This window comes from Emticicia sp. (genome assembly GCF_043780375.1).
GTDB lineage: Bacteria > Bacteroidota > Bacteroidia > Cytophagales > Spirosomataceae > Emticicia.
The window spans coordinates 24,752-47,144 of record NZ_JAYWCU010000120.1 but is presented as its reverse complement, the minus strand read 5'-3'; the positions used below and the strand labels follow the sequence as shown (position 1 = coordinate 47,144).

General features: G+C 37.1%; 18 protein-coding genes. 5 read left to right on the top strand and 13 right to left on the bottom strand.

Annotated elements, in window-relative coordinates; genetic code table 11:
* Positions 1-54: 54 nt before the first annotated feature.
* A complete protein-coding gene (locus ACH2CJ_RS09390; protein WP_394992349.1) occupies positions 55-1,080 on the bottom strand; it encodes a glycoside hydrolase family 43 protein in 1,026 nt (341 codons plus the stop codon).
* A gap of 266 nt (positions 1,081-1,346) precedes the next feature.
* Entirely contained in the window at positions 1,347-2,006 is a 660-nt protein-coding gene (locus ACH2CJ_RS09385; RefSeq protein ID WP_394992348.1) for an NAD(P)-dependent oxidoreductase, read from the bottom strand.
* Between the two features lie 205 nt (positions 2,007-2,211).
* Here ACH2CJ_RS09385 and ACH2CJ_RS09380 point away from each other — a divergent pair, with 205 nt between their 5' ends.
* Positions 2,212-2,727 carry an FKBP-type peptidyl-prolyl cis-trans isomerase gene (locus ACH2CJ_RS09380; RefSeq protein WP_394992346.1) on the top strand — a complete coding sequence of 172 codons (516 nt, stop codon included), beginning with the start codon at positions 2,212-2,214 and terminating at the stop codon, positions 2,725-2,727.
* A 99-nt stretch (positions 2,728-2,826) separates the two neighbouring features.
* Here the strand turns inward: ACH2CJ_RS09380 and ACH2CJ_RS09375 are convergent, their stop codons facing one another.
* The 4 genes from ACH2CJ_RS09375 to ACH2CJ_RS09360 are packed head-to-tail and all read right to left on the bottom strand — an operon-like array spanning position 2,827 to position 6,192.
* Positions 2,827-4,101, bottom strand: a complete 1,275-nt coding sequence (locus ACH2CJ_RS09375) for a PQQ-dependent sugar dehydrogenase (RefSeq protein ID WP_394992344.1) — start codon at positions 4,099-4,101, stop codon at positions 2,827-2,829.
* A gap of 47 nt (positions 4,102-4,148) precedes the next feature.
* The gene (locus tag ACH2CJ_RS09370) at positions 4,149-5,036 is read right to left on the bottom strand and encodes a sterol desaturase family protein (RefSeq protein ID WP_394992343.1); all 888 of its coding nucleotides are present in this window, start codon (positions 5,034-5,036) and stop codon (positions 4,149-4,151) included.
* Positions 5,037-5,045: 9 nt separating this feature from the next.
* Positions 5,046-5,606: a DinB family protein gene (locus ACH2CJ_RS09365; protein ID WP_394992341.1), complete on the bottom strand. Its 561-nt coding sequence runs from the start codon at positions 5,604-5,606 to the stop codon at positions 5,046-5,048.
* A 10-nt stretch (positions 5,607-5,616) separates the two neighbouring features.
* Positions 5,617-6,192: a DUF2911 domain-containing protein gene (locus tag ACH2CJ_RS09360; RefSeq protein ID WP_394992340.1), complete on the bottom strand. Its 576-nt coding sequence runs from the start codon at positions 6,190-6,192 to the stop codon at positions 5,617-5,619.
* 206 nt (positions 6,193-6,398) lie between these two features.
* Between ACH2CJ_RS09360 and ACH2CJ_RS09355 the strand changes: the two genes are divergently transcribed.
* Positions 6,399-7,508, top strand: a complete 1,110-nt coding sequence (locus ACH2CJ_RS09355; protein ID WP_394992338.1) for a DEAD/DEAH box helicase — start codon at positions 6,399-6,401, stop codon at positions 7,506-7,508.
* 95 nt (positions 7,509-7,603) lie between these two features.
* Here ACH2CJ_RS09355 and ACH2CJ_RS09350 read toward each other — a convergent pair whose 3' ends face one another.
* The 6 genes from ACH2CJ_RS09350 to ACH2CJ_RS09325 all read right to left on the bottom strand — a co-directional run bounded on the left by ACH2CJ_RS09350 (position 7,604) and on the right by ACH2CJ_RS09325 (position 17,595).
* Entirely contained in the window at positions 7,604-8,494 is an 891-nt protein-coding gene (locus ACH2CJ_RS09350) for a hydroxypyruvate isomerase family protein (RefSeq protein ID WP_394992336.1), read from the bottom strand.
* Between the two features lie 114 nt (positions 8,495-8,608).
* The gene (locus ACH2CJ_RS09345) at positions 8,609-9,877 is read right to left on the bottom strand and encodes an AGE family epimerase/isomerase (RefSeq protein ID WP_394992334.1); all 1,269 of its coding nucleotides are present in this window, start codon (positions 9,875-9,877) and stop codon (positions 8,609-8,611) included.
* 110 nt (positions 9,878-9,987) lie between these two features.
* A complete protein-coding gene (locus ACH2CJ_RS09340) occupies positions 9,988-11,004 on the bottom strand; it encodes a bifunctional heptose 7-phosphate kinase/heptose 1-phosphate adenyltransferase (protein WP_394992333.1) in 1,017 nt (338 codons plus the stop codon).
* 37 nt (positions 11,005-11,041) lie between these two features.
* Positions 11,042-11,395: a calcium-binding protein gene (locus tag ACH2CJ_RS09335; RefSeq protein WP_394992331.1), complete on the bottom strand. Its 354-nt coding sequence runs from the start codon at positions 11,393-11,395 to the stop codon at positions 11,042-11,044.
* A gap of 248 nt (positions 11,396-11,643) precedes the next feature.
* Positions 11,644-15,960 carry a PAS domain-containing protein gene (locus ACH2CJ_RS09330; RefSeq protein ID WP_394992330.1) on the bottom strand — a complete coding sequence of 1,439 codons (4,317 nt, stop codon included), beginning with the start codon at positions 15,958-15,960 and terminating at the stop codon, positions 11,644-11,646.
* 357 nt (positions 15,961-16,317) lie between these two features.
* Positions 16,318-17,595 carry a DUF5690 family protein gene (locus tag ACH2CJ_RS09325; RefSeq protein ID WP_394992328.1) on the bottom strand — a complete coding sequence of 426 codons (1,278 nt, stop codon included), beginning with the start codon at positions 17,593-17,595 and terminating at the stop codon, positions 16,318-16,320.
* A 148-nt stretch (positions 17,596-17,743) separates the two neighbouring features.
* Between ACH2CJ_RS09325 and ACH2CJ_RS09320 the strand changes: the two genes are divergently transcribed.
* The 3 genes from ACH2CJ_RS09320 to ACH2CJ_RS09310 all read left to right on the top strand — a co-directional run bounded on the left by ACH2CJ_RS09320 (position 17,744) and on the right by ACH2CJ_RS09310 (position 21,448).
* On the top strand, positions 17,744-18,019 hold the full coding sequence (locus ACH2CJ_RS09320) for a hypothetical protein (protein ID WP_394992326.1): 276 nt from the start codon (positions 17,744-17,746) through the stop codon (positions 18,017-18,019).
* Positions 18,020-18,196: 177 nt separating this feature from the next.
* Positions 18,197-18,604, top strand: a complete 408-nt coding sequence (locus tag ACH2CJ_RS09315; RefSeq protein WP_394992325.1) for a BlaI/MecI/CopY family transcriptional regulator — start codon at positions 18,197-18,199, stop codon at positions 18,602-18,604.
* 69 nt (positions 18,605-18,673) lie between these two features.
* Entirely contained in the window at positions 18,674-21,448 is a 2,775-nt protein-coding gene (locus tag ACH2CJ_RS09310) for a M56 family metallopeptidase (RefSeq protein ID WP_394992323.1), read from the top strand.
* Positions 21,449-21,598: 150 nt separating this feature from the next.
* On the opposite strand, the gene ACH2CJ_RS09305 is transcribed toward ACH2CJ_RS09310, so the two are convergent.
* A complete protein-coding gene (locus ACH2CJ_RS09305) occupies positions 21,599-22,381 on the bottom strand; it encodes a DUF1080 domain-containing protein (RefSeq protein WP_394992321.1) in 783 nt (260 codons plus the stop codon).
* Between the last annotated feature and the right edge of the window lie 12 nt (positions 22,382-22,393).

The following is a 22,393-nucleotide window of genomic DNA, read 5'->3' as shown; positions in this document are numbered from 1 at the left end:
AAAACAAATTGACAGAAAGAATTGCTTTCCCTTCAAAAGGTTTTTTGTTTGATACTACTTCAATTTTACTTTTTTCACACCCTCGAATGTCATTTTTACATCCTTAATTGTGTCATCTTCATTAAAATACAAACGGTCGATGCACACTACACGGTGGTCTCGGTCGAGATTCGGAATGGGGCGACGGTGATATACAATGTACCACTCATCGGTATTCGGAATATTAACGACCGAATGATGCCCCGCCCCAGTAGCCACTTTTTCGTCGGCAACCAAAATTGTAGATTTCTTTTCAAATGGCCCCAAAACTGAGTCAGATATGCCATAAGCTACTTTATAAGTGCCATTTGTCCAGCCACCTTCCGACCACATCAAATAATATTTTCCTTTGCGAATAAACATCGTTGGTCCTTCAACATAGCCTTTAGGTGTGATTTCTTTCACCAAATCACCATTTTCATAAGGCACTAAAGCTGTAAAATCCTTGTTGAGTTTGGCCATATTGCAATGTCCCCAACCGCCGTACATGATATAATATTGCTTGTCTTTGTCTTGAAAAACAAATTGGTCGATGGGTTGGGCTTTGTTATAAAATTGGTTGATTAAAGGCTTGCCCAAATAATCTTTATAAGGCCCTTCGGGACGAGCCGCAACGGCAATACCGATGCCACCAATTTTGTCATCTTTGTCAGGGTTATTCGCTCCAAAGCCTTTTCTTTCTGAACTTTGAATATCATTTGCCGAGAAAAATAGATAGTATTTTTTGTCTTTCTGTACTATTGACGGAGCCCACATTGCTTTATTTGCCCATTTTACGGCCGAAGTATCAATGATACGTGGGTGTTTTGTCCAATTTACCATATCTTTTGAAGAAAAAGCATCCAAAAAAACTTGGTCTTTGTACTTAGCCGAGAAAGTTGGAAAAATCCAAAATTCTTTGTTTAAAATCACGCCTTCAGGATCAGCGTACCAACCCTCAAAAATCGGATTACCTGAGTTGGTTTTTGTTGTTTGTGCAGATAGTGTTTTGGTGAAAAATAAGAGAAAGAGAATAGTGAATAGTTTTGGTTTGATTTGCATTTTTTGTTGTTTGGCTGAGGTTTTAAATTCAATGCTAATGTATAGGATATTTTTACCTAAACCTAAATGCTTCTAAAATATGATTTGGGTATTTGTCGGTAATTTTGTGGGTATGCTTTGTACTATATAATCATTTGGCAGCTAAAAACTATTTGACCAAGAATGAATTTTGCAAAAGTCCGTGGTATCAGATTGGGTTGTTGGGGTGAATAGCACAACATTTCAACTAACTGGTACTCGTTTCCAAGAACCAGTTAGTTTTTTCTCTACAAACTCCACAAAAAAGGAGATTGTCTAACAAAAGTTTCATCACTCAACTGCCCAATCAGAAAATGAGCTAAATCGCTTGCACTGATTTTGTCGCCTTCACAATCTTCTAAACTTGTTTTTATTGGGTTTCTTGCATCGGTTTGCTCAATTAATGGAAGTCTGACCAAAGTCCAATCAAGATTACTGGCTGATAAAATCTCATATTCTATTTGGCGATTTTTTGTTGAAATTGGGTAGTTTTCGTACATCCAATTGGTAGCAAACTTGGTTTTAGGACTTTTTTTATCAAAAAGTGTATCAACATTCAAGCCTGTGACGACCACGTAACGTTGAATATTACATTCGTTCATTGCCCGAATAATATGTGTAGTTGCTTGACTAAATAAAGTCTTTTCACTCGCAGGAATTCCCAAGCCTAAAGTGCTAATAACTGCCTGACAACCATCAATTAATGAGCGAATTTCTTCGTAATTATTGGCATCACCATTGACAATTTCTATTTTTAAGTTTTCTGAGAGAAGGTTGCTTGTTGGGCGAGATTTCGCATTTCTAACAAGCATTTTGAAGTGAAAACCTTGTTTTACTAATTCTTTTACAAGGTATTTACCCGATTTGCCAGTGCCGCCAACGACAGCAATTTTTATTATTTGTTCCATTTTTTTCTTTATAAAATTTGAAAATACACAATTATCTCGTGTTCGTCGGAGAGACAAACACGAAGATTGCAAAAGCCTTTAAGCTTTTTGCGATAGAATCAATATTTTATAAAGAGATTTTAATGAGCCAAATTTAGGTATTTTTTAGTTCCTTCAAACCATTTAACCAGATTTTTTGCATAATTTTGAGTTTTCTAAAGAATCAATGATGTTCAATGCGGGACGGTTGTCTTTTGACAATAATCCTAATACTAAACTCAATTTTATGCGTAAATTCAATTTATTTTTTGTAATTATAATCTCAATAATGATGGCAGCGTGCGAAAAAGATGGCTTTTCTGGTACTGAAGATGAGCAAATAGAAAGTTATATCAAAAGCAAAAGTTTGGTAATTACCGAGAAAACTTCTTCGGGTTTACGCTTTATTCTTACCTCACCAAATGCAGCAGGTGCGGTATTAAAAAAAGGACAAAATGTAAATGTAAACTATTCGGGAAGATTATTATCAGATAAGAAGTTTGATTCGGGTAATTTCGGCTTTACATTGGGCGTAGGTCAAGTGGTTGGTGGTTTTGACGAAGGTATTGCAAAAATGAAAGTTGGCGAAAAAGGTACAATCATTTTTCCATCTTCGTTGGGTTATGGCTCGCAAGGGGCAGGTAGTGATATCCCTGGCAACTCTCCTTTGATTTTCGATATTGAAATCGTTTCGGCAAGATAACCCTCAAACTCCTAAATGGGAGTTTTTATAACTTGAATAATAAGAAAAAGGTCTGTACAAATTATTGTGCAGACCTCTTTTAGTTTTCAAGATAATCGCTTACTTTTTATAAGCAATTCGATAAATAGTGCCGCCTAAATCATCGCTTACGTATAATGCTCCGTCGGGGCCTTGTGCTAATCCACAAGGGCGGTGTTGCACCGGGCCAGTTGGTTTTACGAGATCAATTCCTGCGAAATTATCAGCAAAAATCTCCCATTTTCCTGAAGGTTTATTGTTCACGAAAGGTACAAAAGCCACTAAATATCCTTTATGAAGTTCTTGTGATTGACCGTGAAAAGCAATGAAAGCTCCATTTTTATATTTGGCAGGAAACATCTTTCCTGTATAAAAAAGTAAGTCATTTGGCCCTAAATGGGCAGGAAAAGTAACGGTCGGATTAATTGCTTTTTCACCGCCTGTTTTTTTGCCATCGCCGCCGTATTCGGGAGCAACAATTTTCTTTTTCTGAAACTGGTCATAATATATATATGGCCAGCCAGCATCATCTCCTTGGTGGAGTTCATACAAAGTTTCGCCAGGTAATTCGGCACTTTGTTTAGGCGTATAATATTGCGGATAAAAATCATGGAATTGTCCACGTCCATGAACGGTTGCAAAAAGCGTGTTAGTTTTTGAATTCCAAGCAGTTCCAACGGCATTTTTCAAACCTGTGGCATAACGTACACCATCCGAAAAAGTTTGATTCATTTTTTCGGCATTGAATTTCCAAATACCACCTGCCGAATCTAAAATTGAACACGGCATAATTCCCTTGCCAGTGCCTTTTTCTCGACAAGGGTCATTGTACGACCCAACAGTTACGTAAATATTATTGTTATTGTCAAGCACAAAAGGTTTGGCATTGTCACGTCCTTTATCAACTAAACCATCAACGATTTTTTCGGGATTTTCGGCATCAATAATTTCTTCTTTTTCATTCAATTTATAACGAAAAACGCCAGTATTAGAAGAAGCGTACAGATAACCGTTTTTTATGGTAACGCCAGTCCCTTGATAATTACCGAAATACTTTGTTTCGTCAATTATACCATCTTTGTTGGTGTCACGGAGTAAACAAATGCCTTTTCCGTCTTTCAATTTTGATAATTTAGCGTAAATGTCACCATTTTTTGAAACTGTAATATGGCGAGTTGCTCCCAAATCAGTGCCAAGAATCGTAGCCGAAAAGCCCGTAGGAAGTTTGATTGCCTCGGCAATATTGGTTTTGTTCTTTTTGATGGGAGGCTCAGAAATACTTTTATAAGCAAATAAACCCGCACTTCCTGCCAAAGCTGCAAGCATAAAGGTTGAACGAAAGAATCTTTTTTTCATGTAAAGTAATTATTAGGGTTGAATTTTTATATAAAAAAGGTTGAATTTTATTGTTTTTTGCCAAATATTCGTTGAAAAGGACGAATATTTTGTCCGATAAAATCTTTTGGAAAATGCTCTTCATCGGGCAACCCAATAGGTAGATTTTCGTCATCGGAAGGCCAGTAATCAGTTTTAAAAAGAAAATCCCAAATACTTAATGTGATGCCATAATTGAAGCCATAAGGATGCGAAGCTGGCAAATACTTGGCATGATGCAATAAGTGCATTTGTGGTCCGTTGAGCAAATATTTTAGTCGTCCCAATGAAATTTTGAGATTGGCGTGTCCTAATTGCCCCGTTACTAAAGTGAAAATATGCACGATGAAAAAGTCAGAAATGCCAAAACCAATCATTGCTAACGGAATGTATTCTAAGCTACGATAAATAATATTTTCCATCCAATGGTAGCGTAGAAGTGCAGCAAAACCCATTTCTTCGGTACTGTGGTGTACTTTATGGAATTCCCACATCCAGTCAACATGGTGTAGCAGTCGATGAATTGCCCATTGCATAAAATCTCGCAAGACAAAAATCAAGACTAATTGAAGCCAAGTGGGTAAATTACTGACCCTTATTGCTACGAGATTAGTAACGCCAAACAGACCCAAAAAATCGTTGAATGCTTGCACTGCTACCATAGAAAGTGCATTATAAGCAATGAGCGAAAATAAGAAATAATTCCAAAATAAATAAAAAGCATCAAGCCAAAAATATTCACGAATCAAAGGCTGGTTTTTTCGCCACGGAAACTTAATTTCAAGCAGCCAAATCGCCAACGAAGCAGCCAACAACCAGTAAAAATAGTTGTGCCAACTCGGATTTAGCATTTCGTTGATGAAATAATTAAAATAACCAGAATATGCTCCTTGAATAATTTTTAGGTATTTTTCCATTTTTTTATTTTACCAACCAAGATATCCAATAGGGGTAATGCCGTTGAGGCGTAAGTAGCAAATTGCTTGTCCACGATGATGAATAATGTGATTTTCGAGGGCATAAAATAGCCGCCAAGTAGGAACATTGCCACCTGCGTAGTTTTCCAATTGCATCAATTTTTCGGGTTTTGTTTCAAAAACTGTTTTTTCAACCCAAGCATAAAACTCTTTTAGCTCGGTTTCTAACTCAGCTTTTGAAAGATTTTTCCAAAAACCATTCTTTTTTTCCTTTTCGTCATATGGGTTTGGAATGTTCAGACGACCACAAATTTGGGAGGTCGTAAATGTAATGCAATGCACAAATTGCGTTCGGAAAGTATATGACTCAGGCGTATATTTAAACTCGAATTTATCTTCAGGCATTTGATTGAAGATTTTTAGCGTATGGTCGAATGAACTTTTCCAAGCCACCGAAAACTCATCTTTAAAGCCCAGAATGTCTTTCTCTTCTTTCTTTTTGCCCAAAACTGGCAAACTTATCAACGCCCCAAAGATTGACTTTAGGACAATTTTTCGTGAAATAGTCATGTTTTTTCGATTAGAATGAAATTGGTAATTCAATCAAAGTAGTGTCCCAAGCCATCTTCATGATTGTATCTTTGTCGCCACCTTTAATACATTGAATAGAGAAACTTTCTACTACTTCTTCTGTTTTTTTTACAGGAACATTTACACGTAAAATATCATTGGCTGCATTGTAACTATAAGCCCCCCAAAAGTCTAAATCTTTGTTCAGGATAATTGTCCATTCTGTGGCATTTGGAATGGCAAAGAGCGAATATGTACCTGCTTTAACTTTCTTGCCTTGTATCATTACGTCTTGATAAAACTTTATTTCGGTCGATTCGTTTGCACCCAAACGCCAAACCTCACCATAAGGAACGATTTTAGTGCCAAAAACCTCACGCTCTTTTTTTGCAGGGCGACTGTAAGTTACACGCACGATAGCGGGCATATCGCCAATAAGTTTTGGGGCGAATTTACGGTCATGGGCAAAGTTATCAGGATAATACGCCATATCCATTGGGCTTTTGTCGGTGCCTCTCATTTTTTGAGCCTGTACTTCTACAATAAGTAGAGCAAATAAACAAAGTAATATGAGTGTTTTTTTCATTGTTTTGGTTGATGATTTAAGTTTTAGCAAATTTAATAATTCGTTAGGAATATGTCATCGTTTTTTATAAATTATGTAAAATTAGATACTGTAATATATATAAAATACTGATTATCAAATAATTAAACTAAGGTTACATTCAAAAATCATTCTTCAAAATCACTTATTTTCCGTACCTTTACGTTTCAAATAATACACTTTTAGTTTTGGAAACATTCAAACAACTCGGCGTTTCGGAGAATTTAATTACGGCTTTGACCGAAATGAAAATTACGAATCCGACCGAAATTCAGGAAAAAGCAATTCCTTTTTTGCTTAAAAATACCTCAGATTTTATCGGTCAAGCCCAAACAGGAACGGGAAAAACCATTGCTTTTGGAATACCCTTATTACAGAAAATCAAGGCTAATGATACAAACGTTCAAGCATTGATTTTATCGCCAACCAGAGAATTATGCCAGCAAATTGCCAAGCAATTATTCAAAATGACCAAACACACCGAAAAAGTTTTCGTGGAAGCGGTTTTTGGTGGAGAATGGATAGAAATTCAGATAAAAAATCTGCAACGTCCAACTCAGATTGTTGTTGCAACGCCTGGGCGTTTGATAGATTTGATTCAAAAACAAGCCATTGATTTAAGTCATGTAAAAACCATCGTGCTTGACGAAGCCGACGAAATGTTGAGCATGGGTTTTAAAGATGATATTGACACAATTTTGGAGAAAGTGCATAAAAATAGCAATACGTGGCTTTTCTCAGCAACGCTTCCTGATGGATTAAGGTCGCTCATCTTGAAATATATGTCGCCCGATTTGCATACCATTCAGGTAAGTAAAACTGAAGTGGTCAATGGATTGATTGAACACCAATTTTTTATCTGCGAAATGAATCAAAAATTTGATTTCGTTGTGCAGTTTTTGCAATCACAAGGAGCAGGGCGAGGCATTGTTTTTTGTCGCACAAAGGCTGATGCTCAGGTAGTTGCAAGAAAATTAGTTGCTAAAAATATTGCTGCCGATGCCATTCATGGCGATTTGGAACAACGAGATAGAGAGAAAGTAATGCGTGCTTTTAAGAATAAAAAAGTGCAGGTTTTGGTTGCCACCGATATTTCGGCAAGAGGAATTGATGTAGAAGGTTTGGCTTATGTAGTGCATTATCAACTACCCGACCAAATTGAATATTATACCCACCGAAGCGGCCGAACGGCTCGTGCAGGCAAGCGAGGAATTTCAATAAGTTTTGTAACCAAAGACGATTTGCAAATGCTTACTAAGATTGAAAAAACTTTGAAAATTAAGTTTTTAAAGGTGTAGAAGCCCTACCCCCGACCCCTCCCTATTAGGGATGGGTCGGAAATGATGGTAGATAAATGAGTAAAGCCCTCTCTATCAAAGAGGGTTGAGAGGGGCTAAGCAATATCACAAATCGTTACACCTTGTTTCAGCGAAGCGATTGCATCTGGGCGTTTTGGTATAAATTCTTGTCCAACAAAGCCTTTATAGCCAGTTGCTACGATGGCTCGCATGATGGCTGGGTAATTCAATTCTTGCGTATCATCAATTTCGGCACGCCCCGGTACGCCACCAGTATGATAATGAGAAAAATACTTATTATACTTTTTAATTGTTGCGATTACGTCTCCTTCCATGATTTGCATGTGGTAAATATCGTAAAGCAGCTTGAATCTATCCGACCCTACTTTGTCACACAATGCTACACCCCATTTGGTTAGGTCGCACATATAATCCTTATGATTTACCTTGCTATTGAGTAATTCCATAGTCATGGTTATACCATATTTTTCTGCCGAAGGCATCAACCTTTTCAGTCCAATGGCACAGTTTTCAAGACCTTGTTCGTCCGACATTCCTTTTCTATTTCCCGAAAAACAAATTACTTTATCTAAACCTGCGGCTTGTAATTTTGGGAAAATAGCCTCATAACTTGCCACGAGTTCGTCATGTAGTTTGAGTTCATTAAAACCGTCATTGATACCTTTGCCCGCACCCCAAGGCATTGCACAAGTCAAACCGTATTTTTTCAATACTGGCCATTCGTCAGGACCTTGCAGCTCAATTGATTTGAGTCCCATTGCCACTGCGGCTTGACAAAGCTCTTCCAACGGAATTTTAGCATAACACCAACGACAAGCCGAGTGATTTATTTTGCCGTTTAGTTCAGCTCCAAGCACTTTTTCATTAGCTGCAAATACTTCGCTAAATGTCATCGGAGCAGAAACCATAGCCGCACTGCCTAAAATATTTTTTAGAGCCATACGACGTGAAGGGTTTTTATTCATAATTTCTTTTCAGTTTAAGGTTGAATAAATTAGTCGTCAAACGTGTATTTTTGACAATTATTAATAAAGTTGGGAAATTTAATAAAATTGTTTGATTAATCCATCATGTTATAATCAACTTTTTATTAGCTTATCAAGTCTCACAATAGATTGTACCATTGCTCGTACATCATGGTAATTGATTTTCCATGAGTGGCTCATGTGTTTCCAAATTGGTTCGCCTTGGCGAGTCATTAATGGCCACCATTCTCCCAATTTATGGTTAATCATTTTATCAAAAACAAAACGATGTACATTTACGTAAGCTTTCCAATATTTTTCGTCTTTCAGATAACGGTAGGCATCCAACGTTCCAATCAACATTTCGGCTTGTTGCCAAAACTCTTTTTCTCGGTCATATACTTCGCCATCGTGCGAGCCTTCCACAAATACTCCCCCAAATTCCCAATCAATGCCATTTTCAACCGAATGACTAAATGATTTCTGAATTTGCTCATGGTGCAAATCGTAAGGCAAATTCAAAATATCAAGGGCGTGCATCAAGAGCCAAGCAAACTCGGCATTATGTCCGTAGCTGGTATTGTCCTCGGCGGATGCTTTTTGTCCGTCTTCGCTGAATCTGTCCCAGCCCCACACGATATCGAATTTTATTTGTGGAGCAACCGTCCAATCTGCCCAAAACTGCGGAATACCCGTGCCATATTTTGGATGCATGATTTTATTGGTCAATAATTCAATTGATTCCAACAGTTTACGGCGATGCACTTGCTGACCCGTACATTCATAAAGCGTTGTAAATGCCTCCATTAAGTGCATGTGAGCGTCGAGCGTTTTGCGGTCGCCACCTGCTGCACCAGCACCTTTCAAATCCCAATTACGATGAAACATTTCCCAATACCCACCAAAATGTGTATCAACGGCGTGTTTTTGTAGTAAATCGAATACTTTTTCTGCATATTCACGTCCACGGGGGTCACCAGTGGCGAGTGTATATTCACTCAAACTATAAATGGCAAAACTATGTCCGTAAACGATTTTTTCGTCAATTACGACTTCACCTTTTCGATTCATCATCCAATAAAAACCGCCGTGTTCTTGGTCCCACATTTTATTGAGTAAAAAATCAACGCCATGACGAGCCATTTCTGCTAATTTTCCACCGCCATAACCTGCACGATGAGCAGAAGAATATGTAAAAACCGAACGAGACTGTGCAATCAAAGATTTTTCGTCTTCGCCCGAATCATTACCAAATTCGTCGAAATGTGTAAGAAAACCACCATATTCAGTATCTATGGTTCGAGAAATCCAAAAAGGTAATAAGCCATTATTTAAGTAAGAAACTATTTCGTCTCGTAGTTCTTGGGCGTGAGAAAGAATCATGGGTTGAAGGTTTTTATAGTTTATGAAGGTTTAATGTTTTGTTGAATATCGGATTAGACTTGTTTCAATGGATGATTAATTTCGTAATTTAAAACAATCTAAATGGCTGACTAATAGTTATCTATCTTACTTTTTTGTTCTAAAATCTCCTGCAAATTTGCTGTGCCTGTTTGGTGTAATTTTTGGACTGTTATGGCGGCGGCTAAATTGGCAATTTCGAGAGCTTCTTTTATACTGGCTCCCGTTCCTCGACTTGCCGAAAATGCCGCTACAACGGTATCGCCCGCACCAACAGTATCGATTTCAGTATTTAATTTTAATGCTTTTACGCTTTGTGTTTCGTTGGCATCAATGTATAAAATTCCGTGTTCGCCTCTGGTTATAACGAGCGAACCGCCAATTTGATTGAGTAAAGTTTTTCCATGTTTGCAACAAGTCATTTCGTCTGCTTCGTCTATTACTGAAATTTCGACTAATCGGGCTAATTCTTCGGTGTTTACTTTTAAAATTATATTTTTGATATGAAGACCATAGGCTCGCAAGTCGGCCACATAAAGGCAATCGGGAAACTTCGATAAAATGTTGTTGAGTTGCTGAATACGTTGAGGAGTAAGCAGTGGATTAGGAAATTGTTGATTGATAATCAGCACATTAAGTTGAGATAAGGCGGATTCGATGTCGAGTAAAATTTGACCAAAAACCTCTTCTGAAAGAGCATTATGCGTGCCAAAATCTAAACGATTTTCCTCGCCATTGACCGACATTGGTTTGGTATAAGTGCAAGTATCCCAGCCGCTCGAAAGGCTTTTCAGATATGTAGTATCGACATTAAGATTTTGAAACAAATGTTTCATTTCACGACCAAAAATATCATTGCCTACGCACCCAAAAACTTGAATATTTTGCACACCCAAAGCCGTCAAATTCTGCACTACATTTCCTGCTGCACCCAATGACGTTATAGGTTGAGTTCCCCAAAAAACTTCTTTACCAGTTTCAACCGAAAACTCTTGCGTTTGTTGATTGATTCCGTAATAAAAATCAACGGCAAAATCACCAATAACTCCAATGTGGAGATTGCTTGTTTTTTGAAAAATCTGTCTTATTTTAGTGGATTTGATGGTCATTTTTGATGAGTTGGAATTGAATTTTGTTATTTATCTATTAATATTGTGTTAACCAATAATCCCAGCATTGCAATAGTTCCATTGTTTGCTCTGAGGCATCAATTTTACTCAATTTTGAATAGGCAATCGGCTTGATATATTCGCCGTCAGCCATTTTAAGTTTGAAATCGGAACCTCTGAAACTTTGTTCGTCGGCATCTAAACCTACGATGGTTACTTGCTTGAATTCAATCGTGCCATCACGCTTTTCGAATTTTGCCGTAGCTTCAAATGGAAATTCGAGGTCATCATCCATCGTTGTAAACCAGCCCATGCTTACTTCAAAGTCATCGTAGCAATCAACTACGATTTCGTAGTCTATTTTGTATTTTATTTGTGTGGGAGTTAGCATGGGGTTTGGCAATTTTAAAAATAAGGTTTCACTTCGGCAATAATGGTGAGGTTGAAAGGAAGTCTTTTTAGTGTTATGTTTGTTTGAATTTGTGCAAATATAGGAAGTTTCTCTGTTTTTTGATTTTATTGGAGAAGGCGGTTGTTGAAAACGTGTATGCAATTTTCATGTTTTTCTTTTAGTTTTTCTACTCAATCCTCCCGCCCATAATTATATTTAATGGTATCGGTCTTTCTCAGATGGCTTTTCTAATCTTTGGGTTTCGGCAGATACTTAATAATTTTGGCATATAATAATTTTTCGTCAATCGGTTTTGATATATAATCATTCATTCCGATGGCTTTGCATTTTTCAACATCCATAGTGGTGACATCTGCCGTAAGGGCGATAATTGGAATTTGAGAATTCATTTTATTACGGATATACTCTGTTGCTTCAAAACCATTCATTTCGGGCATTTGCAAATCCATAAAAATAAGATTATAATTATTTGTTTTTAATTTTTCTACGGCTATTCTCCCATTGTCTGCCAAATCTACTTCAACACCAAAATCCTCTAATATTATTTTCATTAAAAGCTGATTCAGTTTAACGTCTTCAACCATCAATATTTTTATGTTTTTTAGCATTGGTGGAGATGGTGTTGCTGCTTCAATTGCGGTGTCTAATGCTGTTTTTTTAAAGCTCATAACAAAACTAAATGTTGATCCTTTCCCCACTTTGCTTTTAACTGAGAGTGTTCCTCCTTGAGGTTCTACCAATTGTTTAACGATGGCAAGTCCTAAGCCACTTCCTCCAAAGAATTGAGAGGTTTCGCTGCTTGCTTGCTCAAATGCATCAAAAATATCTTCCAGCTTATTTTCCGGAATGCCAATTCCTGTATCTGTTACAGCAAATTCGATGCTTGCTTTTTCATCATCTTCGTTCAGCAATCTAACACTTAAGGTTATTTTTCCTTTTGTTGTAAATTTTAGGGCGTTGCTTATTAAGTTTATAATTATTTGATGTAAACGTGCTGGATCGCCAAGTAAAATTTCAGGAATAGCAGTGTCGTATTCTTTCACTAATTCAATATCTTTTTCCTGAATTTTTATTTCAAATAGATGAAGCATTGCGGTAATGGATTCATATAATTTAAACGGAATTAGTTGAAAGATCATCTTCCCTGCCTCTAGCTTCGCAAGATCAAGTATGTCATTAATTAATACAATCAACGAATCGCCAGACGTTTTAATAGCATTTATATATTTTTTTTGTTTTTCGTCTAATTTTGTCTTTAGCACCACATTAGTAAACCCAATAATTGCATTCATGGGTGTTCTGATTTCGTGGCTCATATTTGATAAAAATTGCTGTTTTGCTTTCATAGCATCTTCAGCCATGAGGGTTGCCTCTTCTGCTTTTTTGCCAGCTTCTTTTTGTTCGGTAATATCTGTATTAGTTCCAAACCATCTAATCACTTTGCCATCATTGTCTCTTACAGGAACAGCCCGCGATAGAAACCAACGATACATTCCATCTTTACCACGCAGCAAAAAAGTATATTCCCAATCGGTGCCTTCTTCAATTGATTTTTTAATGCTTTCTATAACCTCTTCTACCATATCAGGATGAAGTATTTTTTGCCATCCTGAACCCTGCGTTTCTTCGAGGGTTGTACCTGTGTAATCGTACCAGCGTTGGTTGTACCAGTATATGTATCCTTTCTCATCGGTCATCCATGCAAACTGGGAAATGTTATTTGCCATGGTGCTAAATTGCTCTTCGCTTGCTTCTAATTTTTTTCTTGAAAGAACCTGCTCAGTTACATCCGCCGACATGTTCATAATGCCATATATTTCGCCTGCAGCATTTCGAATGGGTTTATAAGTGAAATCAAAATAGTAAGTTCTCAAAACACCGTTTGACTCCAGTTGAGCAAATGCATTTTTTGCTTCGTAAATTTTACCTGTCGTAAACACATCGTCTAATATTTTAAGAAAAGGTTGCCCCTTTAATTCAGGAATTGCATCGGCTAATTTTTTTCCTATTACATCTTTTCCTTTACCCCAATAACCTATCATTATATCATTGGCAACTTCTATCTTCATTTCTCTTCCGGTAAAAAAACAGGTTGCAACGGGTGCATTTTCTATAAGAGTTCGGAACTTTGTTTCGCTTTCTTCTATTTTTTTTCTTGATAAAACCTGCTCAGTTATTTCATGTGCCAAAGCCATCACACCTGAAACAGTTCCATCAGCTTCACGCAATGGCTCATACACAAATTTTACGTAAGTACTTTCAAGTTTTCCTTTACGCTTTAAGCTTATAGGAAGTTCTTCCGCTACAAAACGTTCACCAGTGTTGTAAACATTATCTAAAAGGTTTTTAAATCCCTGTTCCATTAGTTCGGGTAATACTTCAAATGCAGGTTTATTTAATGTCTCTTCTAATGTCCTGTCCCACATTTCATGCATTCCTTCATTTATGATTTCTATTATATAATTTTTTCCACGCATTACGCAGATAGCAACTGGAGCTTGCTCCACTAAATTTTGAAACCTGCTCAAAAGTTCCAGTTCTTTAAGTTGATATTGTTTTTGTTCGGTAATATCCCTGGAAACAGAAAGTATGCGATTAAGATTTTTATCACCTCCAACTTCCTGCACGGGCAATACTATTATATCCCACCATTTGGGTGTGCCTTTTGCTGTAGAACTGAAAATCTGCAACTGAACTTTTTCTCCGCTTTTTGCTATTGCTACTGCATCTTTTATGATTTGCTGGTTTTTAGGTTCCCATATATCCCACCAGTAGGTGTCTTTTACGGATTCAAAATCATCAATCTCTAAAAGGCAAATACCATTGGGGTTTATAAACTCCAGTCGGCCTTCAGAACTGAGCATTTTAACACAATCGGGGCTGCTTTCTAATACGGCACGGTTAAATGTTTCGCTTTCTTCTATTTTTTTGCGTGCAAGCACCATTTCAGTCACGTCATAAGCAATAGTTATAACTCCCGAAATAGTATCATCTGCTTCATAATGGGGTTGGTAAACAACATTAAAATACCTATTCTCTAATGTGTGGTCGTGTTGAAGTTGAGCAAGTATTTCATTAACATATATTGGCTTTCCTGTGGTAAAAACCGAATCCATAAGTTTTGGAAATGGCTGGTTTTCAAGTTCGGGTAATACCTGCAATAACGTTTTACCTTCCACATCCATACCTTTGCCCCAAAACTCTTTTATCAAATCGTTGGCGAGCGTTATCACCATATCTTTTCCTTTCATTATGGAAAAAGCAAATGGCGATTGCATTAGCATGTAATAATAACGTGTATTGCTTTCTTCAATGCTCTTCAATGCTTTTTGTTCTACCTCTCGCTGTTGTGCTAATGCTTTCTTTACAAGTGCCTGGGCGGTTACTTCGTAAGCAATGATGGTAACTCCCGATATGGTTTCGTCAGCTTCTAAGTAAGGTTGGTAAACAAAATTGAAATACACATCTTCTAATTTTCCATTTCGCAAAACAGGAGCAAGCAGTTCTTCGCCATAAAACGGAATACCTGTGGTGTACACGTTTTCAATCAAACCTGGGAATGTGGAATCTTTAAGTTCAACCAACAGTTCAAAAAGAGGCTTTCCTTCTATATCCTTTCCTTTGCCCCAAAATTCTTTTACGCTATCATTGGCAAGTGTAATTACCATGTTTTTGCCTTTTAGAACTGCAAAACCAAATGGCGATTTCATCAACATCATGTTGTAGCGTTTTTCGCTTTCTTCAATTTTCTTTCTTGACAAAACCTGCTCAGTAACATCGCTTGCCAATACCATCACGCCCGAAATGCTTCCATCGTCTTCGTGGTAAGGTTGGTAAACAAAGTTGAAATAAATAGTTTCTTTTTCTCCGTTTTCACGGATAAAATAAGCGGGTTCTTCATTACCATAATGTGTGACGCCATTGTGTAATACATTATACAGATAATCCATAAAAGGCTGTTCTTTCATTTCGGGAAGAATTTCCAAAAATGGTTTGCCCAACGCTTCTTTTCCTATATTGAAGAATTTAAACACAGATTCATTCGCTACCTCCAAAACCATTTTTTCTCCTTTTAAAATAAGAATAGGCGTGGTGGTTTGTTCTACTAAGTTGCGGAATCGTTTTTCGCTTTTTTTAATTTTTTTACGGCAAGTTACTTGCTCAGTAACCTCTTCCAGAAATACCAAAATACCTTCTATATTTCCTTCATGATCATGCGATGCTTGGAAGGTAAAATTGAAGTAGTTATCCTCAATTGCTCCTTTGCCTCGGTCTATTGTGGCTAATGTTTCATAACCATTATAGGTTTTTCCAGTCTTATAAACGTCGTCTAAAAGTTCGAAGAAACCTTGTCCTTCCAATTCTGGTAATGCTTCTCGGACTGTTTTGTTAATAATATCTCTATGGCTAATTAACTCCATATACATATTATTAGCTCGTTCAAATACATGATTTGGTCCACGAAGTATACAAATCATTACAGGAGCCAACATGAAGGCATTTTGCAGGTTGGTTTCGTGTCTTTTCAGAATTTCCTCTGTCATTTTTGTCATTATATTTATTGAAATTCTGTGAATCTAATTGGTTGTTTAAGTTTTTTGATTTAAGCTTAAAATATACCTTTTAAACTTACTCTTCGTTCAAGAAAGGCTCATTTTGCTCACAAAATTTAACTTTTTCAACCTTAATTAAGTCAAACAAGTATCATTTTTTACCAGCAAAAAAAACTTAACAACTTCTAAACTATATTAGGACAAGATGCTTTGCCAGTTTCAATAAACTCATGAGAGTGACCAATAGCTGGGTTATGTTTATTATGGCATATTATTTTTTAGGATTGGGGTTTAAAGGTATAATTCTCTCACAATATCACAACAATCTCAGCTCAATCCAAACTAAATTTAACTTTCGGTTGATTTAGCCTTTTTTAAACTCAAATTCCACATTGAAAGAGCAACTAATATTACATAAATAACTGATATACAATAAGATAGAATAATAAAGAAGTCGAGATAATTGATGTTTTTTTGAAAGAAATTTTTGTAGAAAAGCACCAAAATACTGCCCAAATAAGCATAGTAATCAGCAAATGTAATGAGGAATCCAACCGTACCAGATTTTTTAAAAGCCGCAATCATTCGTTCAAAATATAGGCTATTGCACATCGAATATGCCATATAAACGCCTAAGCCTAAACTGGTCAACCACGCAACGGGTGAGAGTATTTGCTGCTGATAAAGTAGCGTACTTACGCCAATCAAAACACCACCTGCCAACATCAATAATTGTATAATTACAAAAGCCTTATAATTATTTTGCACCCATCGCATTGAAGCCATAATCAACAAAACGGTAATGGCAATCGGAGTTTCGGTTTGAGTAAAAATCGCAGAATTATTGCCGTAGCCAAGTAGTTTCCAAATCTCAGGCGTAAAATTATCTCGAAACTCCCGAAAAGTCGTGAGCAATACATAAGACATCACAAAAATAAACATACTCAACGAAAATTCTTTGATAAATGCCTGTCTATCAGCTTTTTGCATCGGTTTACGTTCGGTACGATTTTCTTTATCGGCCTCCGTGGGTGGCGGAATTTGCCCCATCAACCACGTACAGATGCCAAACGGCACAATCATAATAGCACATGCCACAAAGGGCATCCAAAACTGGCTTACTTCGAGGCTCGTCATTACCCATTTTCCGATACTTTTGGCAAATCCCGAACCCATAATAAACGAAGCCGTCAGCACAGCAACCAATAAATCAGTCGTTTTTCGACCTTCTAAAAACCCCAAAATTGTGCCATAAACCATGCCCAAAGGCAGACTTGCCATGAATATAAAAAACAAATTGTATGGGGCAGGGGTGAGGGCGAAAAACAGATAGCAAATCCAAGATAAAGCTATCATTATAAGCAAGTTGCGGGAGCGATTGGCTGGCAACATTTCCGATACATACTTGATGCCTAATCCTTTTGAAACGGCAAAACCCAATACTTGTGCCGTGATGATTAAGATTTTGAAATTTACTCCAAAAAAAGCTAAGTCTTCATAAGTTGCTGCTGTGTAAGCTCGCCTAAATGGGTAAAAACACATATAGGTAAAAAAAGCAGTGATAGAAGCAAACAAGGTAAAATTGAATGAGCTTCGACCAATGAATTGGGTGAGTTTTTGGGGCATGATGAAGGGTTAAATAGAATGAATTACCAAAGATAGTTTTTTGACCGAAACTTGCTGCCGACCGCCCAGTAAATTTTGCATTTTTTTGGAACAGTCAATCGCCAGAATCAATACTTTTGTCTTATAAAACCTAAAAATAGACACTTCCATGAAAAAAATTATCTTAGTGACCTCAATTCTGTCTTTATCTTTCGGAATATTGGGCAGCTGCTCAAAAGCGGTTTCAACAGTGGCAAATAGATGCGATAATGATGCAAAAAAAGTTACGGATGCTGCAACAGCATACAGTTCAGACCCAGCAAATAAAGCCAAATGCCAAGCCTACGCCAATGCCCTTAGCGATTTTTTTAAGTCTTGTCCAACTTATTATACTGGAACAACCAAAAAAGATTTGGAGGATTTTGTGGCTAATGCCTGTAAGTGATTTTTTGTAAATACTTGATTATTAGCAAAGTAAAGCCTGTTTTGTAAGTAAGTTTGACTTAAAACTTTTTACAAAACAGTTTTTTTTTATTTATCTACGAAAATATTCGTAATAAAATTTGGAACTACGAATTGTTTCGTACTATATTTGCTACGAAATAATTCGTAAACAAAAATTATGGAAAGCATACAATCAATAAAGCCCACCGAGTCGGAATTAGAAATTTTGCAGATTTTGTGGCAATTTGGTAAAGCAACAGTCAGGCAAGTAAACGACGAACTACGGAATGCTGCCCGCTCAAAAATGAAAGACGTAGGCTATACAACTACTCTTAAGTTATTGCAGATTATGAATGAGAAAAATATCGTGAGTCGTACCGAAGAAGGACGTTATCATCTCTATAAAGCGGCAATAGGAGAGGAGCAAACCCAACAGTTGCTACTCGGAAAATTTGTAGATGCCACATTCAGAGGTTCGGCAATGAAGCTCGTGATGCAAACACTTGGTAATCAGGATGTTAGTATGGATGAATTAGAGGAAATAAAGAAATTAATCGCCGAAAAAGAAAGAAGTTTAGGTTTATAAAATTATCAATTCAATCAATTTATGTCTTATACCCTCATAAGATATAATTTAAAAAACTGAGGACTATTTATGAAAAAGCTATTTGAAATTATTCCATCAAACCTAAGTTCAGCATTGGGCTGGACACTCATTCACTCAATTTGGCAAGGCATTGCTATTGTGCTGATATTCAGTATCTTATACTATTTTTCTAAGCCTTCTAGTACTCGCTATTGGCTTGGACTTGGGGCTTTGGGTTTACAGTTTTTGTCTGCTATCGTTACTTTTTTTACAGTTTATGAGCCTGCCACAAGCTTAACTTATTCATCTGGAAATCAGGTATTTATCAACTTTTTGGCTAAAACGTCAAACCTTGCTTTTACGCCACAAAAGCTAAGTGTTTTACAACAAGCTGAGTTTTTCTTGCAAAGCAATCTTGATTTGTTTGTTACCTTTTGGATAATTGGTACGAGTCTTTTATTGCTTCGTTTGGTGGTTGGATTTACTTATGTGCAAAAGCTAAAAGTGCAACAAGTAAAGCCAATAAGTGCTGATATTCAGGCGTTGATGGATAATCTTCTTGAAAAAATACAAATTTCGGCCACAATCAAGTTACTCGAATCGGCACGAGCAACTGTACCGATGACAATTGGTTGGTTGAAACCAATCATTTTGCTGCCAGTCGGTATTGCTACTGGCTTGACAGTCAAGCAATTAGAAGCGATTTTGGCTCACGAATTGGCACACATCAAACGCTACGATTATTTGGTCAATATATTCCAAAATTTTGTCGAAATCTTGTTTTTCTTTCATCCTGTTACATGGTTTATTTCGGCAAAAGTGCGTGACGAACGAGAAAACTGTTGCGATGATTTTGCAGTCGAAATCTGTGGCGATAGAATGGTTTTGGCAAAAGCTCTGACGCAGGTGGCAAGCTACCAACAGCAACCACGCTTGGCAATGGCTTTCGGTGCAAAACGCCAAACTTTTATGGACAGAATCAAAAGAATTATTGGTATAAATGAGTCGAAACCACTAAGTTATGGCAATTGGGCAGCTGTATTGGGAATGATTTTGGTCGTGGCTTTAGGTGTAGTTTATGCACAAAAAGAAGTGAAAAAGAATGATAAACCATTGGCAAATAAGCAAATTGTTGAAGTAAAGAAATCACTTGATTTATCGGTCGAAAATTTGGTTGAGAAAAAACAAAATATTGTTATATCCGATACTTCCGCACTCGATGAAGTAGAAGCAGAAATGGAGCGATTAGGCAAAGAAATGGAAAAGTACGGTAAAGTAATGGAGGTTTATGGTAAGCAAATGGAAGAGAAATATGGCAAACAAATGGAAAAGCAGGGAGCTGAAATAGAACAAATACAACGTAAAATGCAGCTTCCACAGAAAAAGATTCAAGCGTTAGCAATAGAGATGCAAGAAGCGAGTTTGGCTATACAGAAATTAGAAATGAAATATGATGACGGGAAAATGCCAGCTGAAGCAAAACAAAAAATGGCAGATTTGCAGAAGAAAGAGCGTGAATTGCAAAAGCTGATGGCCTTACAAGAAGCTGAAATGCACAAAATCGAAACAGAAATGCGACCTTTTGAGCAGAAAATGAATAGCTTACATTCGCCAATGGATAGCCTCGGTCGCTTAATGCAACTCCAAAGCAAGCCAATGGATAGTTTGGGAAAACTCATGGAAGCAAAAGGAAAAGTGCTCGAAAAATTGGCAAAAGAAGAAGAAATTCGTTTCAAAAAACAAGTTGCCGATTTTGCTGATATGCTTTTCAAGGCAGGTTTGATAAAAGACAAAAAAGATTTTGAAGTTCGCCTAAAAGGAGAAAAACTATTGATTGACCTTGAACCACAATCACCCGCAGTTTATGAAAAAGTTTGGAACTGGATTAACCAAAATTGGGGTAGTCGTCATAAAAATATTAAAGAAAAAGATTTGAGAATAAGTGTAAAAGGCGATAATATTAATTTCAGTACACAGAGTGGTTTTAATAACTACAATTATAATAACAACGACAATCGTAGTGGAAGTCTCTCAGCTCCAACACCACCTTTGCCACAGTCAATAGTTTCGCCAACTCCGAGAGTAGCACCCACTGCACCTCGAAATTCGTATATGCCAACACCTACACCACGAGTAGCTCCGCAACCAGCGAGAGTTAGTACTCCACTTCCACCAAAACCGCCAAAAGTGGTGAAGGTAAGTGCAGTTCAAAGTGATTTTAATATCACAAAAGAGATGATTCTCAATAATAAAGGTACTTGCTCTATTTATGTTATTACTAAAAAAAATGGTGAAACGATTGTTAAAGCAATACCTACAATTTTAAACAATGATAAATGGACAGCAAAAGGCTTGAAAACTGGCGATTTGGTGGTTGTTGAAAGTAAAGAAAAACTAAAAGATGGTGATAATGTAAAGGTTTTCAATGCACCGAAAATTGGTCAAGTATGGCTGACCCCCGAACAAAGAGAGCAAGAAGTGATGGGCAACGCCGATGCCGAATTTGAAAGAAACGAAGAAGGTAAAAATACAAGTATTTATGCCAATCCGCTTTTGTTGAACGGACAACCGCTCGACTATTCAAGTTTTTCTATCAAAAGTAAAGGGGTACTTACCGTTATGAAAGGTAAACCAACCTCTCCAGAGGCTGTAAAAATTCCATTTCGTCTATATTTAAGACGAAATGGAATTTTTATCTATGAAAAAAAATCAAGCAATTCAAAACTCACCCAAGTGGAAGTTTCAGAAGTATTGGCATTGAGTAAAGTTGGCGACCAAATTGTTATTAATCCTACCGAAAAAATTGATTTCAAGGCAAAAAGAATTATTAACATAATGTTATAAGAGGTGGGGTAGAGACGCATTGCAATGCGTCTCGTTGGTATGACGTTGTTTTGGCGAATGCCTCTAGTTGGTATGAAACAAAAAAATATGCCACCTTTATTAGAAGTGGCACATTTATTAAAATTCTACTAACTATCAACTGCGGACTAATTACAGTCTTCTAATCCAAATGTTTTTGAATTGTGTTTTATTGTTATGGTCTTGCAAATGAATTACGTCCTCACCGTGAGCCGCAGTATACATATGTAAGCCAATATAATTAGTAAGTCCCAAAATAGTAGTATTGTTTTGAACCAAAACTCCATTGTGTAAAACCGTAATGCGAGCAGGAGAATCAACACGTCCGTCGGCTTTAAAACGTACGGCCGTATAAATAATGTCATAAGTGTTCCACTCTAAAGGCCCACGCATGGCATTGACAAGCGGAGCAGCATCTTTATAAATACTACCAGCTTGACCATTGCGATAGGTTCGGTTTTGGTAAGAATCCAAAATCTGTAATTCATAGCGGTCTTGCAAGAAAATACCACTATTGCCACGACCTTGGCTTGAACCCTCTACAAGGTCAGGAGCAGAGAACTCAATATGAATTTGGCAATCACCAAATTTCAATTTGGTTTTAATATCACCAGTTCCTGGCACAACTTCCATTCGGCCATCAATAACCGCCCATTTGGCTGGCGAACCATCTTTGACACTTACCCATTGCGACAAATCTTTACCATCAAATAATACGATGGCATCAGATGGAGCATCGGTACTGGTTTTGCCAGGCGTTACTACTGCAACCTCTGGTTCCCAAATTTCTGTCATTTCGGGTTTCATTGGCATTGGCGAAACGGCAGGCGGAGTAGAAGTTTGTTGAGCATTTGATGTACAACTAAATAATACAGCGAGTGTAAAAGCAGACGCAAGGATTTGTATTTTTTTCATCTCAGTTAAAAA

What these genes read in the sequence shown, in the direction of transcription:
- ACH2CJ_RS09370 (WP_394992343.1), bottom strand. Translation starts at nt 5,036, where the DNA reads ATGGAAAAATACCTAAAAATTATTCAAGGAGCATATTCTGGTTATTTT.
- ACH2CJ_RS09385 (WP_394992348.1), bottom strand. Translation starts at nt 2,006, where the DNA reads ATGGAACAAATAATAAAAATTGCTGTCGTTGGCGGCACTGGCAAATCG.
- ACH2CJ_RS09325 (WP_394992328.1), bottom strand. Translation starts at nt 17,595, where the DNA reads ATGCCCCAAAAACTCACCCAATTCATTGGTCGAAGCTCATTCAATTTT.
- ACH2CJ_RS09380 (WP_394992346.1), top strand. Translation starts at nt 2,212, where the DNA reads ATGATGTTCAATGCGGGACGGTTGTCTTTTGACAATAATCCTAATACT.
- ACH2CJ_RS09310 (WP_394992323.1), top strand. Translation starts at nt 18,674, where the DNA reads ATGAAAAAGCTATTTGAAATTATTCCATCAAACCTAAGTTCAGCATTG.
- ACH2CJ_RS09330 (WP_394992330.1), bottom strand. Translation starts at nt 15,960, where the DNA reads ATGACAGAGGAAATTCTGAAAAGACACGAAACCAACCTGCAAAATGCC.
- ACH2CJ_RS09365 (WP_394992341.1), bottom strand. Translation starts at nt 5,606, where the DNA reads ATGACTATTTCACGAAAAATTGTCCTAAAGTCAATCTTTGGGGCGTTG.
- ACH2CJ_RS09315 (WP_394992325.1), top strand. Translation starts at nt 18,197, where the DNA reads ATGGAAAGCATACAATCAATAAAGCCCACCGAGTCGGAATTAGAAATT.
- ACH2CJ_RS09390 (WP_394992349.1), bottom strand. Translation starts at nt 1,080, where the DNA reads ATGCAAATCAAACCAAAACTATTCACTATTCTCTTTCTCTTATTTTTC.
- ACH2CJ_RS09320 (WP_394992326.1), top strand. Translation starts at nt 17,744, where the DNA reads ATGAAAAAAATTATCTTAGTGACCTCAATTCTGTCTTTATCTTTCGGA.
- ACH2CJ_RS09340 (WP_394992333.1), bottom strand. Translation starts at nt 11,004, where the DNA reads ATGACCATCAAATCCACTAAAATAAGACAGATTTTTCAAAAAACAAGC.
- ACH2CJ_RS09375 (WP_394992344.1), bottom strand. Translation starts at nt 4,101, where the DNA reads ATGAAAAAAAGATTCTTTCGTTCAACCTTTATGCTTGCAGCTTTGGCA.
- ACH2CJ_RS09345 (WP_394992334.1), bottom strand. Translation starts at nt 9,877, where the DNA reads ATGATTCTTTCTCACGCCCAAGAACTACGAGACGAAATAGTTTCTTAC.
- ACH2CJ_RS09335 (WP_394992331.1), bottom strand. Translation starts at nt 11,395, where the DNA reads ATGCTAACTCCCACACAAATAAAATACAAAATAGACTACGAAATCGTA.
- ACH2CJ_RS09305 (WP_394992321.1), bottom strand. Translation starts at nt 22,381, where the DNA reads ATGAAAAAAATACAAATCCTTGCGTCTGCTTTTACACTCGCTGTATTA.
- ACH2CJ_RS09360 (WP_394992340.1), bottom strand. Translation starts at nt 6,192, where the DNA reads ATGAAAAAAACACTCATATTACTTTGTTTATTTGCTCTACTTATTGTA.
- ACH2CJ_RS09350 (WP_394992336.1), bottom strand. Translation starts at nt 8,494, where the DNA reads ATGAATAAAAACCCTTCACGTCGTATGGCTCTAAAAAATATTTTAGGC.